At 69.4% G+C, this 14290-nt stretch carries 13 protein-coding genes and 1 riboswitch; of the genes, 8 read left to right on the top strand and 5 right to left on the bottom strand.

Features of this window, described 5'->3' with window-relative positions; genetic code table 11:
* Together OS124_RS0100390 and OS124_RS0100395 are read right to left on the bottom strand one after the other, a co-directional pair.
* A partial coding sequence (locus OS124_RS0100390; protein ID WP_010137261.1) for a ChrR family anti-sigma-E factor occupies positions 1-522 on the bottom strand: 522 nt, incomplete at its 3' end.
* Entirely contained in the window at positions 519-1172 is a 654-nt protein-coding gene (locus OS124_RS0100395; RefSeq protein ID WP_337459409.1) for a sigma-70 family RNA polymerase sigma factor, read from the bottom strand. The genes OS124_RS0100395 and OS124_RS0100390, both read right to left, overlap by 4 nt.
* Before the next feature lie 111 nt (positions 1173-1283).
* Between OS124_RS0100395 and OS124_RS0100400 the strand changes: the two genes are divergently transcribed.
* The 4 genes from OS124_RS0100400 to OS124_RS0100415 all read left to right on the top strand — a co-directional run bounded on the left by OS124_RS0100400 (position 1284) and on the right by OS124_RS0100415 (position 5383).
* On the top strand, positions 1284-2564 hold the full coding sequence (locus tag OS124_RS0100400; protein ID WP_010137263.1) for an NAD(P)/FAD-dependent oxidoreductase: 1281 nt from the start codon (positions 1284-1286) through the stop codon (positions 2562-2564).
* A complete protein-coding gene (locus tag OS124_RS0100405; RefSeq protein WP_010137264.1) occupies positions 2561-3331 on the top strand; it encodes a DUF1365 domain-containing protein in 771 nt (256 codons plus the stop codon). Before OS124_RS0100400 ends, OS124_RS0100405 begins: the two co-directional genes overlap by 4 nt.
* Positions 3332-4495, top strand: a complete 1164-nt coding sequence (locus OS124_RS0100410; protein ID WP_010137265.1) for an SAM-dependent methyltransferase — start codon at positions 3332-3334, stop codon at positions 4493-4495.
* Between the two features lie 147 nt (positions 4496-4642).
* Positions 4643-5383: an SDR family NAD(P)-dependent oxidoreductase gene (locus tag OS124_RS0100415; RefSeq protein ID WP_010137266.1), complete on the top strand. Its 741-nt coding sequence runs from the start codon at positions 4643-4645 to the stop codon at positions 5381-5383.
* 1 nt (position 5384) lies between these two features.
* Here the strand turns inward: OS124_RS0100415 and OS124_RS0100420 are convergent, their stop codons facing one another.
* The 3 genes from OS124_RS0100420 to cobO all read right to left on the bottom strand — a co-directional run bounded on the left by OS124_RS0100420 (position 5385) and on the right by cobO (position 8059).
* Positions 5385-6392, bottom strand: coding sequence for a cupin domain-containing protein (locus OS124_RS0100420; protein WP_010137267.1), 1008 nt, complete (start codon positions 6390-6392; stop codon positions 5385-5387).
* Positions 6392-7378, bottom strand: coding sequence for a 4-hydroxythreonine-4-phosphate dehydrogenase PdxA (gene pdxA / locus OS124_RS0100425; protein WP_010137268.1), 987 nt, complete (start codon positions 7376-7378; stop codon positions 6392-6394). The genes OS124_RS0100420 and pdxA overlap by 1 nt, the downstream gene beginning before the upstream one ends.
* A gap of 69 nt (positions 7379-7447) precedes the next feature.
* A complete protein-coding gene (gene cobO, locus OS124_RS0100430) occupies positions 7448-8059 on the bottom strand; it encodes a cob(I)yrinic acid a,c-diamide adenosyltransferase (RefSeq protein WP_010137269.1) in 612 nt (203 codons plus the stop codon).
* Positions 8060-8097: 38 nt separating this feature from the next.
* Positions 8098-8307: riboswitch (cobalamin riboswitch) on the top strand.
* Positions 8308-8392: 85 nt separating this feature from the next.
* Between cobO and OS124_RS0100435 the strand changes: the two genes are divergently transcribed.
* Genes OS124_RS0100435 through OS124_RS0100450 form a run of 4 tightly spaced genes read left to right on the top strand, consistent with a single transcriptional unit; the run spans position 8393 to position 14289 of the window.
* Positions 8393-8809: a DUF1636 family protein gene (locus OS124_RS0100435; protein ID WP_010137270.1), complete on the top strand. Its 417-nt coding sequence runs from the start codon at positions 8393-8395 to the stop codon at positions 8807-8809.
* A 15-nt stretch (positions 8810-8824) separates the two neighbouring features.
* Positions 8825-9880 carry a cobalamin biosynthesis protein CobW gene (cobW, locus tag OS124_RS0100440; protein WP_010137271.1) on the top strand — a complete coding sequence of 352 codons (1056 nt, stop codon included), beginning with the start codon at positions 8825-8827 and terminating at the stop codon, positions 9878-9880.
* A 3-nt stretch (positions 9881-9883) separates the two neighbouring features.
* A complete protein-coding gene (cobN, locus tag OS124_RS0100445; RefSeq protein ID WP_010137272.1) occupies positions 9884-13174 on the top strand; it encodes a cobaltochelatase subunit CobN in 3291 nt (1096 codons plus the stop codon).
* Positions 13171-14289 (top strand): cobalamin biosynthesis protein CobG, encoded by a 1119-nt coding sequence (locus OS124_RS0100450; RefSeq protein WP_029375072.1) that lies wholly within the window; start codon positions 13171-13173, stop codon positions 14287-14289. Before cobN ends, OS124_RS0100450 begins: the two co-directional genes overlap by 4 nt.
* The last annotated feature ends 1 nt before the right edge of the window (position 14290 follow it).

Below are 14290 nucleotides of genomic sequence, written 5' to 3' on the forward strand. Positions count from 1 at the left end.
CTCGAGGCTCTCGTCAGCTACTTCCACGTCGCCGGGGCCGAAGCGACCTGTCTCATCGCTGAAGGAGCCCTGCAGGACCATGGTCAGCTCGGTCCCGTTGTGGCCGTGATCGGGCACCGCCATGCCGCCGGGGATGTAGAGCAGCCGGACAGAGCTCTTGCCGTCCTCGTGCAGGATCTGCTGCCTGACGCCGCCGCCGACCGCGCGCCAGCGCGGCGGGGCATGCTTCAGTGCCTCGGCCACGGGGCCGGGGTAGATGCCGAAGCGCTTCGGTGCCGGGGCAGGGGCCGGACTGTCATCCAGCAGTGCCAGGGTGCGGTCCAGCAGCGCGCCGTCCAGCTGGGCGGCCGGGGCCTCTTCGATGAGGGTGCCGCCGAGGGTCTCATGAGCCTCAAGCGCCGCGCGGCAGGTGTCGCAGACCGACACATGGGCGGCGACGACCATTTCGAAGGTCGCAGGAAGGCGGCCGGCGGCATAGGCCGCCAGCATCTCGTCGGGAATATGATGTGCGATCTTCGTCATTCCGAACGCAAATCCTTCAGTTCATGGCGCAACCGCTCCAGCCCCAGGCGGATGCGCGACTTGATGGTTCCGAGGGGCAATCCGGTCTCGTCCCGGATCTCCCCGTGGGTGAGATCGCCCAGGTAGGCGCGGGCGATGACCTCGCGCTGCTCGGGCTTCAGTTTCGCCAGGGCCTGGCGCAGTTTGCCGCTCTCTTGTGCCAGCGCCATGATGGCGCCGGGGTCGGCTTCGGGCGGAGTCTCGGTCTCGACCTCCTCCGGGATCGGGCGCCCGTTCTTGCGGGCGATGTCGACCTGCCGGTTCCGCGCGATGCGATAGATCCAGCCGGACACCTGGGCGCGGCCCGGATCGAACTGCGCCGCCTTGTGCCAGACCGCCAGCATCACGTCCTGCACCACATCTTCCGCCGCCGCAGATCCCATGCCTGAGCGCATCAGCACGCCTTTCACGCGAGGTGCGTAAAAGGCGAAAAGCCGGGCAAAGGCGGCCCGGTCCCTCTGGTCGCGCACGGCCAGCATCCAACTGGTCTGCTCCGTCAGCTCCTGTTCCGTGCTCACCTGCTTCCATCCATTGGGCTTTGCCGGCCTGCGCGCAGATGGCGCCGGCCGCTGTTGCACAAGTGTCGCAGGCATCGCGTCGGGGTTCAACATATCCTCACTACGGCGCAGCCCCGCGGATGGATCAGAAAAAATATCTTGCGCGATGTGAACCGTTTGGCCCCGCCTGCCGTACCTTAAACATGCAACACGCCAGGAGCCCGCATGTCCTTTGACGCCCTTTCCAGTCGCCCGCAGCGGATCGCCGTCATCGGAGGCGGAATTTCCGGCATGGCTGCGGCCTGGCGCCTGTCTCCGCAACACCGGGTGACGCTCATCGAGGCCGCGCCGCGCCTCGGTGGCCATGCCCGCACCGTGGTGGCCGGCAGGAACGGTGATCAGCCGGTCGATACCGGGTTCATCGTCTTCAACTACGCCAATTACCCGCATCTGACGGCGATGTTCCGCGATCTGGACGTACCGGTCGAACGCTCCGACATGTCCTTCGGGGCCACCATCGACGGCGGGCGGGTGGAATACGGGCTGCAGACCCTTTCGGCCCTGATCGGCCAGCGCCGCAACCTGCTGCGCCCCGGCTTCGGCGCCATGGTCCGCGACATCCTGCGCTTCAACGCGGGGGCAGAGGCGATGTCCGAGGACCCCGAGATGTCCATGGGCGAGCTGATGCAGCGGATGCGCCTCGGAAGCTGGTTCCGCGAGTACTACCTGAAGCCCATCTGTGGTGCGATCTGGTCGACGCCCCCGGGCGGGATCGAGGCCTTCCCGGCCCGCGCGCTGGTCCGCTTCTTCCGCAACCATGCGCTGCTGTCGACGACCGGCCAGCACCAGTGGTGGACGGTCTCGGGCGGCTCGGTGGAATATGTCCGCCGGCTGGAAGCCTCGATGCTGGCGCGTGGGGTCGAGATCCGCACCGGCAGCCCGGTGCGCGCCGTGCTGCGCGATGGCCCGACGCCGCGGGTCGTCATGGCGGGGGGCGAGGCCGAGGTCTTCGACCAGGTGATCTTCGCCTGCCACTCGGACGAGGCGCTTGCCCTGCTGGCCGCCCCGACCGAGGATGAACGAGCGGCGCTGTCGGCCGTCCGCTACCAGGACAACCACATGGTGCTGCACCGCGATATCGGCCAGATGCCGCGCCGCCGGGCCTGCTGGTCGTCCTGGGTCTACAAGGCGGAAACGGGGCAGGAGCAACAGGCCATCGGTGTGACCTACTGGATGAACAAGCTGCAGAACATCCCCGAGGACGACCCGCTGTTCGTCTCGCTGAACCCGGTGGTGCCGGTGCGCGAGGACTGCATCTACGATCAGAAGACCTTCCGCCATCCGGTCTTCGATGGTCCGGCGCTGGCGGCGCAGCAGCAGATCGCCGCGATGCAGGGGCAGAACGCCACCTGGTTCGCCGGGGCCTGGCTGCGCCACGGCTTCCACGAGGACGGCTTTGCCAGCGCGGTGCGGGTGACCCGGGCGCTGGACCCGCTGCCGGCATGAGCGCCCCCGCTCCCTTCCGTCCCGAACACTTGCGCGGCACCACGGTGCACGCCCGCAACGGCAAGGTCCGCCACAGCTTCGGCTATGGCGTCGACTACGTGCTGCTGGATCCCGAGGTGCGCGCGGGCCCGGCGTTGCTGTCGCGCCACCGCTTCGGCCTGGCGACGGTGCCGGACCGCGACCATGGCGGCCCCGTCGGCAATGGCGAAGGCGCGGCCTGGGCCCGTCGTGCGCTGGCCGCACAGGGCCTGGCGCCGGCGCGGCTGACCCGGTTGCTGCTGCTGACCCAGCCCGGTTTCCTCGGCGCGCGCTTCAACCCGGTCTCATTCTGGCTGGCCTACGAGGGCACGGCGCTGGTCGCCGTCATCGCCGAGGTGAACAACACCTTCGGCGACCGCCACTCGTACCTCTGCGCCCACCCCGGCTTTGCCCCGATCCACCCCGAGGACCGGATGGAGGCCACCAAGGTCTTCCATGTTTCCCCCTTCCGCGACATCGCCGGAGCCTATAGCTTCAATTTCAACATGGGAGAGGAGAGGATCGCCATCCGCATCCTGCACAGGCAGCAGGGTGGCGAGAGTCTCAATGCGACGCTGACCGGCCCGCGCCGGCCCCTGACCAACGCCCGTCTGCTGGGCGCCGTGATCCGGCGGCCCTTCGGTGGCGCGCGGGTGCTGGCGCTGATCTACTGGCAGGCCCTGCGCCTGCGGCTGAAAGGCGCCCGCTACCGGCTGCGTCCGGCCCCGCCGACAGAGGAGATTTCCTGAATGCCCCTGCTGACCGACCGCGTGAAACGCGACTTCCTCGAAAGCTGCGAGGCCATCTCCGAAGGCCAGCTGACCGTGATCACCCCCGAGGGCGAGCGGCACCACTTCGGCACCTCCGGCATCGCTGCCGAGTTCCGCATCCACGACTGGTCCGCCGTGACCTCGGCCCTGGCACGCGGCGACGTGGGGCTGGGAGAGGCCTATGTCGCCGGTCTCTGGGATACCGACAGCATCGAGCTGCTGACCCGGGTGGCGCTGCTGAACCTCGACCAGTTCGGCCGCTACGCCTATGCGGGGCCGCTTCAGGCGCTGAAATTCCGCACCGTCGACCGCATCCTGCGCGCCAATTCGCGCCGGGGCGCCTCGAAGAACATCCAGGCGCATTACGATGTCGGCAACGAGTTCTTCCAACTCTGGCTCGACCCGTCGATGACCTATTCCTCGGCGCTCTATGCCCCCGGCGATGACGACCTCGAGCGCGCCCAGTATCGCAAGTACGACCGTATCCTCGACCGGGTCGAGGGCGAGCGGCTGCTGGAAATCGGCTGTGGCTGGGGCGGTTTCGCCGAGCGCGCGGCGGATCAGGGCCGCCATGTGACCGGGCTGACGATTTCCCCCAGCCAGAAGGGCTACGCGGATGCGCGCCTTGACGGGCGGGCCGAGATCCAGCTGCGTGACTACCGCGACAGTGCGGGGCGTTTCGACGGCATCGTCTCGATCGAGATGATCGAGGCCGTCGGCGAACGCTACTGGCCGCAGTTCTTCGACACGCTGAAGGCCCGGCTGGCCGAGGGCGGTCGCGCCGTGGTGCAGGCGATCACCGTCTCCGACAGCTATTTCCCGACCTACCGCAAGGGCTCGGACTTCATCCGCCAGCATGCCTTCCCGGGCGGGATGCTGCTGTCGGAGGGCCAGATCCGTGACGTGGCGGCGCGGGCCGGGCTGAAGCTGCAGAACAGCTTCGCCTTCGGTCCCGACTATGCCCGCACCTGCCGCACCTGGCTGGCCCGGATGGAAGAGGAAAGTGCCCGCATCGCCCGGCTGGGCTACGGCGAGGATTTCCTGCGCAGCTGGCGCTACTACCTCGGCATCTGCGCCGCCGCCTTCGAGGTCGGCCAGACCCAGGTGCTGCAGGTCGAGCTGGCCCATGCCCGGGCGGGGTGAGCGAGATTCCGCCGATCCCTGGCTGGCTGCCGTCGGGTCAATGGGGTATTCCCAACTGTCGGGTGAAAATGTAACCGCCTAGACCTCCTGTCCGGAATGTGTGCTCCGGGCAAGTTCAAGAGTGTATTTGGTACGAGAGGAAAGCCCATGCCGCCACGTTCCCTGGAGGGCAAGACCTATTGGCTTATCGGCGCCAGCGAGGGTCTGGGTAAGGAAGTCGCGCAAGAGATGCATCGGCTGGGTGCCCGGCTGATCCTCTCGGCCCGCAGCGAGGACCGGCTTCAGGCCCTGGCCGAGGAGCTGCCTGGCGCGCAGGTGCTGCCGATGGATGTCACCGATGTCGACTCTGTCAGCGCGGCCGCGCGCAGCGCCGCCGAGGCGGACGGGGTGATCTACTCGGTCGGTCTCTATGATCCGATGAGCGCGCGCGATTGGGATGCCGGCAAGGCTGAGGCCATCGCCGATGCCAATTTCATGGGCGCCCTGCGTGTGCTGGGCCGGCTGGTGCCAGGCTGGGTGCAGCGCGGCTCGGGCCATGTGGTGCTGATCGGGTCGCTTGCGGCCTTCCGGGGCCTGCCGGGGGCTATCGGCTATGGCTCGAGCAAGGCCGCCCTGCGCCACCTGGCCGAGGACATGTACCTGGACCTCAAGGGCACCGGCGTCGACGTGCAGGTGGCCAATCCCGGTTTCATCCGCACCCGGCTGACCGAGAAGAACGATTTCGCCATGCCGCAGCTGATGGAGCCGAAAGAGGCCGCGCGCCATGTCATGACGCTGATCCGCAACCCCGAGCCGCGCCAGATCAGCTTCCCGCGCCCCTTCGCCTGGGTGTTCACGGTGCTGGGGCGCTGGCTGCCGTTCCGTCTCTACGCCAAGCTGGTGTCCTGAGCTATCGCCCGGCGGTCGCGCCGGGCGCCATCAGCAGCACGTCGCAGGGGCCGTCCAGTGCCACGGGGCAATGCTCGACCCCATGCGGCACCACGATGAATTCGCCCTCTTCGACCACCTCGTCGCGGTCGCGGAAGCGCATCAGCAGCCGTCCGCGATGGACGAAGAACATCTCGTCCTCAGTGGTGCGGAAATGCCAGCGCTGCGCCCCCTCGATCCGGGTCAGCCGCACCTGCATCTCGTTGACCTGACCCGCCAGCAGATCGACCGCCCCGGGCGTGCGCCCGAAGGCCTCGTCCAAGTTGGTCTTGGTGACCGGCGAAAGATGGTCGTTCAGCCGCGCGACTTCCCCGATGATCGCGGCCAGCTGACCCTCAAGGTCCTGCGGCGCATCGGGGTAGCGGCCATCCAGCGCCGCCGTGCCGATGGTGAACCCCGCAGCCCCCGCGGCCTTCACCGCTGCGATCCGGTCCGGCGTGTCGATGGAGCCCGCCATGATCACCGGCTTGTCGGTCACCGCGCAGACCGCCTGCATCAGCGCGGGCACATCGCAGCGCGCCCGGTAGGCCAGCAGGTCCAGCCCATGCACCCCCTCGCGCGCGGCCAGCAGGCGGGCGCTGTCGGCGATTTCTTCGACGCTGCCTTCCAGCACGCTGGGATGGCCCGTGATCTGGCCGGGGAAGGGACAGTAGTTCAGCCCGCTGCCCGCGAGCACCGGCAGCACATCCTCGACCCGGGTGCCGCCCAGCAGGACATCGACGCCGATCTCGACGGCGGCGCGGGCCGAGGCGACCTCGCTCTCGCGGTCCAGCGAGACGACTTCCAGGTAAGAGGTCGCGCCACCTTCGCGGATGGTGCGGGCCAGGGCCTTCAGATCCGAGATCGGCAGGCCGATGTCCTTGAAGCCGATGTGGCGCAGGCCAAGGCGCAGGGCGATGTCCAGATGCGCGGCCGCGTCTTCGACCGTGCGGTCATTGCGGGTCAGCATGAAGATGAAGCGAAGGCCCATCAGTCCGCCGCCCGCGCGCTGGCGAGACGGGCGGCATAGGCCAGCGCCGTCTGCAGGCTTTCGGGATCGGCAATGCCTTTCCCTGCGATATCGAAGGCGGTGCCATGGTCGGGCGAGGTGCGCACGAAGGGCAGGCCGAGGGTGATGTTCACCCCCTTCCCAAGCCCGAGATACTTCACCGGGATCAGCCCCTGGTCGTGGTATTGCGCCACCACCACGTCGAAGGCGCCCTTGCGCGCCTGCATGAAGACCGTGTCACCGGGCCATGGGCCCGAGGCGTCGATGCCCTCGGTGCGGGCGGCCTCGATGGCGGGGCGGATGATGGTGATCTCTTCATCGCCGAACAGCCCGCCCTCGCCCGCATGGGGGTTCAGGCCCGCCACGGCGACGCGCGGCCTGGCGATGCCAAGCGCCTGACCGCCCTCGTGGGCCAGCCGGATCGCGGCCATCTGGGCGTCGAAGTCGGCGGCCTCGATGGCGTGGCGCAGGGACATGTGGATGGTCACCAGCACGGTGCGGATATCGTCATTGGCCAGCATCATGGCGACCCGTTCCGCGCCACCGTGATCGGCCAGCATCTCGGTGTGGCCGGGATAGCCGATGCCGGCGCGGGAGAGCGCCTCCTTGTGGATCGGGGCGGTGACGATGCCGGCGATCTGCCCGGCCTTGGCGGCCTGGATCGCGGCGAGGATCGAGTCATAGGCGGCCTGGCCCGAGGCGGCGCTTATCTCTCCCACCGGGGGCAGTTCGCTCAGCGCCGTTGCCTCGATCACCTCAAGCGTGCCGGGCTCCAGCGTGGCGTCGGTGGGCGCGGCGATGACCTTCACCACCATGCCCGGCGCATGGCGCGCCACCGCGTCCCGCATCACCAGGGCCGAGCCATAGACCACCACCCGCGCCCCGGCGGCGATGGACTTTACCGTGATCTCGGGGCCGATCCCCGAGGCATCGCCCATGGTGATCGCGAGGGGAACAAGCTGGGTCATCGGGGTCTCCTGTCTGTCGGGGGCAGTATGGGCCCGGGGCAGCGGATGAAAAGCGCCAAAGCGCAGGGATCAGAATTCGACCCCCTGCTGGGCCTTCACCCCGTCGCGGAACGGGTGTTTCAGCAGCGTCATCTCGGTCGCGAGGTCGGCGATTTCCAGCAGCTCGGGCTTGGCGTTGCGGCCCGTCAGGCAGACATGGGTCATCTCGGGCTTTTCGTGCAGCAGGAAGTCCACCACCACGTCGATATCCAGGTAATCGTTGCGCAGGGCGATGTTGATCTCGTCGAGCAGCACGAAGCGGATCTTGGGATCGAGGATCAGCGCCTTGGCCTTTTCCCAGCCCGCCTCGGCGGCGGCGATGTCGCGGGCGCGGTCCTGGGTTTCCCAGGTGAAGCCCTCGCCCGAGACGACGAAGGTGCAGAGGTCGGCAAAGCGGCTTTCCAGCAGCTTGCGCTCGCCGCTCATCCTTCCGCCCTTGATGAACTGGACCACGGCGCAGGGCATCTCGTGGGCGACACAGCGCAGGATCATCCCGAAGCCGGACGAGGACTTGCCCTTGCCGGTGCCGGTATGGACGATGACCAGCCCGCGCTCTTCGGTGCGCTCGGCCATCATGCGGTCCCGCGCGGCCTTGATGCGCTTCATCTTCTCGGTGTGGCGGGTCTCGATCTCGCTGCTCACCTCGGGGTCCTCCGTCTTGACAAACCGGCACTGAGGGGCGCATCTGACCCAATGCTGGTGCCCGTGTAAACGGGTGAAAAGGGAATGCGCCAACCCCGGCGGGGTCAAGCGCAGCCGCCCCCGCGACCGTGACCGGAGAGGTCCCCGATGCCACTGGCCCGACGCCGGGAAGGCTGGGGTGCCGCAGGTCGGGCCAAGGCCCGCCCCAATCCGCAAGCCGGGAGACCTGCCAGCGCGAAGGACGAAACCGGACGGGGTGTGCCGGTGTCTGGTCGATGCCCCGGCATCGTCGCGGGACACTTGCATCCCCGCCCCTGCGGCGAGGCGAGACACATGGGGCAGAGACCCGCGGAACCGACCGAAAGCGAACTTCTGGTCTGTATCAAGTGCCGTGGGACCGGCGGCTGCGACGCCGACGACCGGCGGCCGGGGCGGCAGCTCTATGATCGGCTGGTCGGGCTGGCGCTGCCCGAGGGCACCCGGCTGCGCGCCGTCGAGTGCCTGCAGAACTGCGATCACGGCAATACCGTCGCCCTGCGCGGCCCCGGGCGCTGGACCTATGTCTACGGCCAGCTCGATGCCGAAGAGCACGCCGATGTGCTGCTCGAGGGGCTGGCGCTCTATCACGGCACAGAGGACGGTCTGATCCCCTGGCGCCAGCGGCCCGAACATTTCAAGCGCAACTGCGTGGCGCGCGTACCCCCGCTGGGGTTCACAGAGCCGCGCCTTGATCCCGAAACCGAACGCTGAGAGGTGGCCAAGGCCATGAAAGATATCGCGAAACTGCCCGTCACCATCATCACCGGCTTCCTCGGCTCAGGGAAGACCACGCTGATCTCGCAGCTGATGCAGAACCCGCAGGGCAAGCGCCTTGCGGTGGTGGTCAACGAATTCGGCGACGTGGGCGTCGACGGCGAGATCCTGAAGGGCTGCGCCATCCCCGACTGCCCGGCCGAGAACATCATGGAGCTGGCCAACGGCTGCATCTGCTGCACCGTGGCCGATGATTTCATCCCCACCATCGAGGCCCTGATGGCGCTGGACCCGCGCCCCGAGCACATCCTGATCGAGACCTCGGGCCTGGCGCTGCCCAAACCCTTGCTGAAGGCCTTCGACTGGCCCGATATCCGCTCGAAGGTCACCGTCGATGGCGTGATCGCGCTGGCCGATGCCGAGGCCGTCGCAGCGGGCCGCTTTGCCCCCAATGTCGCCGCCGTGGATGCGCAGCGCGCCGCCGATGACAGCATCGACCACGAGACGCCCCTCTCGGAGGTCTTCGAGGACCAGATCTCCTGCGCCGATATCGTGCTGCTGACCAAGCCCGACCTTGCCGGCCCCGAGGGCGTGGCGAAGGCGAAAGAGATCATCGCCGCCGAGGCCCCCCGCCCGCTGCCCGTGGTCGAGGTCGCCGAAGGCCGCGTCGATCCGCGCGTGATCCTGGGTCTTGGCGCGGCTGCCGAAGACGACATGGACGCCCGCCCCAGCCACCACGACGGCGTGCCCGAGCATGACCACGACGACTTCGAGCAGATCGTCGTGCCGCTGCCCGAGGTCGAGGACCCAGCCCAGCTGGTCGCCCGGATCGAGGAGCTGGCCAACAGCCAGAACATCCTGCGCGTGAAGGGCTACGCCGCCGTCGCGGGCAAGCCCATGCGTCTGCTGGTGCAGGCCGTCGGCGCCCGTGTGCGTCACCAGTACGACCGCCCCTGGAAACCGAATGAGCCGCGCCTCGGCCAGCTCGTCGTGATCGCCGAGCATGAGGACATCGACACCACGGCCATCACCTCGGTGCTGGTGCCCGAAGGCTCTCCGGCGCTCTGACCGATGCATGTGGTCTTCCGCGAAAGTCACGGGCTGGAGGAAACCGACACGCCCACCGATCTTGGCCAGGACGCGGCCGAGCTGGTGGTGCTGTCCTATTCCGACAGCGACCTGGGCGCTTTCGCGGCAGGCTGGCATCGGGCGCGTGACGCGGGGGCCGAACTGCCCTCGCTGCGGCTGGCGAACCTTGCCGCGCTGCGCCATCCGCTGTCGGTCGACACTTACGTGGAGCAGACGCTGGACGGTGCCTCGGGCATCCTGATCCGGCTGATCGGCGGCACCTCCTACTGGGCCTATGGCCTGAGCCAGGTGCAGGAACTGGCGCGGCGCAAGGGCCTCGCCCTGGCCGTGCTGCCCGCCGATGGCCGCCCCGATCCGGCGCTGGACGAGGTCTCGACCCTGCCGGTTTCGACCCTGCGCCGCCTGTCGCATTTCTGCGAAGAGGGCGGGGCGGTGGCGGCACAGGCGGCCCTGGCGCAGATGGCGCTTGCCGCCGGCCACTACGCCGCCCCCGTGCCCGGCCTCAAGGAGCTGCCCCAGGTCGGCGCCTGGACGCCCGAGACCGGCGTGCTGCCTTTGGACCGCGCGTCAGAGGCGCTGCCGGGTGATGCCCCCCGCATCCTGATCACCTTCTACCGCGCCTACCTGGCGGCGGCCGACATGGCCCCGGTCGAGGCGCTGTTCTCGGCTTTCCGCGCCAGGGGCTACGCCTGCCTCGGCCTCTTCGCGCCCTCGCTGAAGGCCCCCGTGGCGGCAGAGCCCCTGCGCCGGGCCGTGGCCGCTCTGACCCCCGCCGCCGTGGTCAACCTGACCGCCTTCTCGGGGCGCGGCGCGAAAAGCTCTCCTCTGGACGCGGGCGAGGTGCCGGTCTTCCAGGCGGCGCTGGCGACCTCCACCCGCAAGGCCTGGGCCGGGGCCGAACGTGGCCTCTCCCCCGCCGATCTCGCCATGCATGTCGTCCTGCCCGAGGTCGACGGACGGCTGACCGGCGGCGTGGTGTCGTTCAAGGAGCCGGGGGACCGCGACCCAGATCTGCAATTCGCCCGCATGGTGCACACCCCTGAGGGCGACCGGATCGCGGCGCTGGCTACCCGCGTCGACGGCTGGTTGCGGCTGGCGCGGATGCAGGCCGCAGAGCGGCGCGTGGCGCTGGTGCTTTCCACCTATCCCGGCAAGGACTGGCAGATGGGCCATGCGGTCGGCCTCGACGCGCCGGAGTCTGCGCGGGCGATCCTGCAGGACCTCGCCGAGGCGGGCCACGCCACCAGCGATCCCGGTGCCGACCTGCCGGAACGCCTTCTGAGCGCCCGCGCAAGCTGGCCGCTGGCTGAGTACAAGACCGCGCTGGCAAGTTTGCCCGAGACCCTGCAACAGGCCCTCGCCGCCGCCTGGGGCGCGCCCGAGGATGACCCGGCCTTCGCCGATGGCGCCTTCCATTTCACCGCTCTGCCCTGCGGCAGGGCCCTGCTGGCGCTGCAGGCCGAGCGTGGCGATGTCGCCCTGCGCGATGACGACTACCACGACCTCGCCCGCGTCCCGCGTCATGGCTACGTGGCCTTCTACCTCTGGCTTCAGGCGCGCTCGGATGCGCTGGTGCATATCGGTGCCCATGGCACGCTGGAATGGCTGCCCGGCAAATCCGTCGCCCTGTCCGACAGCTGCTGGCCCGAGGCGCTGACCGGCGCGCTGCCGGTGATCTATCCCTTCATCGTCAACGACCCCGGCGAGGCCGCCCAGGCCAAGCGTCGGATCGGCGCGCTGACCCTTGGCCATGTCCCTCCGCCCCTGCGCGAAAGCGGCACGCACCAGCGCCTCGCCCGGCTGGAATCGCTGCTGGACGAGTTCAGCAACGCCGACGGTCTCGACCCAAAGCGCCGCGCCCGGTTGCAGGAGGACATCCGCGACGAGGCCCGCGCGCTTGGTGTCGAGGATGACCTTGGCCTTGATTCCGCCACCAGCGCCGCCGAGGCGCTGACCCGGATCGACCGTTTCGTCTGTGACGTGAAGGACAGCCAGTTCGGCGACGGGCTGCATGTCTGGGGACGCGGCAGCGGGGCGCAGATGCCCTTCGACATCGCCGGGGCGCTGGAGGGCGAACGCAATGCGCTGCCCGCCGCGCTGAATGGCCGCCGGATCGACGGCGGGCCGTCCGGTTCGCCCTACCGGGGCCGGACCGAGGTGCTGCCCACGGGCCGCAACCTGTTCACCACCGACCCGCGCTCGGTCCCCAGCCGGGCCGCCTATGCGCAGGGCGTGAAACTGGCCGAGGAACTGGTCCGCCGCCACCTGCAGGACCACGGTGATTACCCGCGCGGGCTGGTCGTCGATCTCTGGGGCTCGGCCACCATGCGCACCGCCGGGGAAGAGTTCGCCATGGCGCTGCACCTGCTGGGGGTGCGTCCCGTCTGGGACAAGGGATCAGAGCGCGTTTCGGGCATCGAAGTGCTGCCGATCACTGAGCTCGAGCGCCCGCGCCTCGACGTGACCCTGCGCGTCTCGGGCCTGTTCCGCGATGTCTTCCCCACGCTCTCAACCCTCTTCGGGCAGGCCGTTCAGGCGCTGGCCGCGCGTGACGAGGCCGCCGACTGGAACCCCTACGCCGCCACCGCGCCGGGCGCGCGGGTCTACGGCCCGGCTCCGGGGCAATACGGCCTGGGAATGGGCGCGGCGCTTGAAGACTACTCCGACGAAGGCCGCCGCGCGGCGGGCGAGGCCTGGCTGGCTGCGTCCTCCTGGGCGCTGGATGGCGCGGAACCGGCGCGCGATGCCGAGGGGCTGAAGGCCCGCGTTGCACATGCCGATGCCTTCCTGCACCTGCAGGACCTGCCCGAGACCGATTTGCTGCTGGCTGCTGACTACGCCGCCCACGAGGCCGGGTTTGCCGCCGCTCAGAAGATCACCGGAGGCGACGCAGCGCTCTATCACCTCGACAACACCGACCCCACGCGGCCCCGCGCCCGGGCGCTTGGCGAAGAGATCGCCCGCGTGGTCCTGGCCCGCGCCGCCAACCCCGACTGGATCGCCGGGATGCAGCGCCACGGCTTCCGCGGCGGGGCCGAGATTGCTGCCACGCTCGACCACATGGCCGCCTTCGCGCATCTGGCGGGCGCGGTCTCGCCGCATCTCTTCGATGCCTATTACGACGCGACCCTTGGGGATGATCAGGTGACCGAGTTCCTGTCGCAGGCCAACCCCCGCGCCCTTCAGGCCATGCAGGACCGTTTCCGCGCACTGCTGGCGGCCGGTCTCTGGGACACCCGCCGCAATTCCCTGCGGCAGGAGCTGGGCGCATGAGCGCGCCTGCTGTCAGGGGCTGGTGCCCCGGCGCCCACCGTCCGATGATGTCGGGCGACGGGTTGGTGGTGCGGGTGCGGCCGCGTCTGGCGCGGGTCTCGGCGGCGCAGGTGCTGGGCCTCTGCGATCTGGCGCAGCGCTACGGCAGCGGCGTGCTGGACCTGACCAACCGGGCCAATATCCAGATCCGGGGCGTGGCCGAAGCCGACCACGAGCCGCTGCTGCAACACCTTGCTGCGCTCTCGCTTCTCGACGTCGACCCCGGCGTGGAGAGCCGCCGCAATATCCTCGTCCAGCCCTTCTGGCAGGCCGGGGACCTGACCGAGCGGCTGACCCTCGGCCTTCTGGACCTGCTGCCCGACCTGCCCGCGCTGCCCGCCAAGGTGGGCTTTGCCGTGGACACCGGCCCCGCGCCGCTGCTGTCCGAGGCCTCCGCCGACTTCCGGCTGGAACGCTCTGCCTCGGGTCTGATCCTGCGCGCCGATGGCAGCCCCCTCGGTCGCCCCGTGACCGAGGCCGAGGCGCTGCCTGCGCTCGCCGAAATGGCGCAGTGGTTCGACGCCCGCCGCAGTCCCGAACGTCGCCGTATGGTGCAGGTGGTGGCAGACCATGCGCTGCCGCAGGGTTGGGCCGCCGAAGCGCCGCTCGCCGCCGCCGCAACACCCCAGCCCGGCGCGCACCCCATGGGCGCGCTGCTGGGAGCGGCCTTCGGGCAGATCGACGCCGCCGAGCTTGCGCAACTTATCACGCAGGACACCGCCCTGCGCGTCACCCCATGGCGGCTGATCCTGCTGGAGGGCGCTGCCCTGCCGTCCGCAGGCAGCCTGATCACCACCCCCGGCGATCCGCTGCTGCACGTCGATGCCTGCCCCGGCGCGCCGCTCTGCCCGCAGGCCACCGTGGAAACCCGTGATCTGGCCCGTGCCTTGGCGGGCAGCCGACCGGGCAGCCTGCATGTCTCGGGTTGCGCCAAGGGGTGTGCCCGGGCGCGACCTGCCGAAACCACCCTCGTCGGCCGCGACGGGACCTTTGACCTTGTGATCGACGGCAAGGCCAGCGATCTTCCCCGCCAGACCGGGCTGACCCCCGCGACGCTACGAACCGGAGCCTTCTGAC

Source organism: Oceanicola sp. S124 (assembly GCF_000220565.1).
GTDB lineage: Bacteria > Pseudomonadota > Alphaproteobacteria > Rhodobacterales > Rhodobacteraceae > Pseudooceanicola.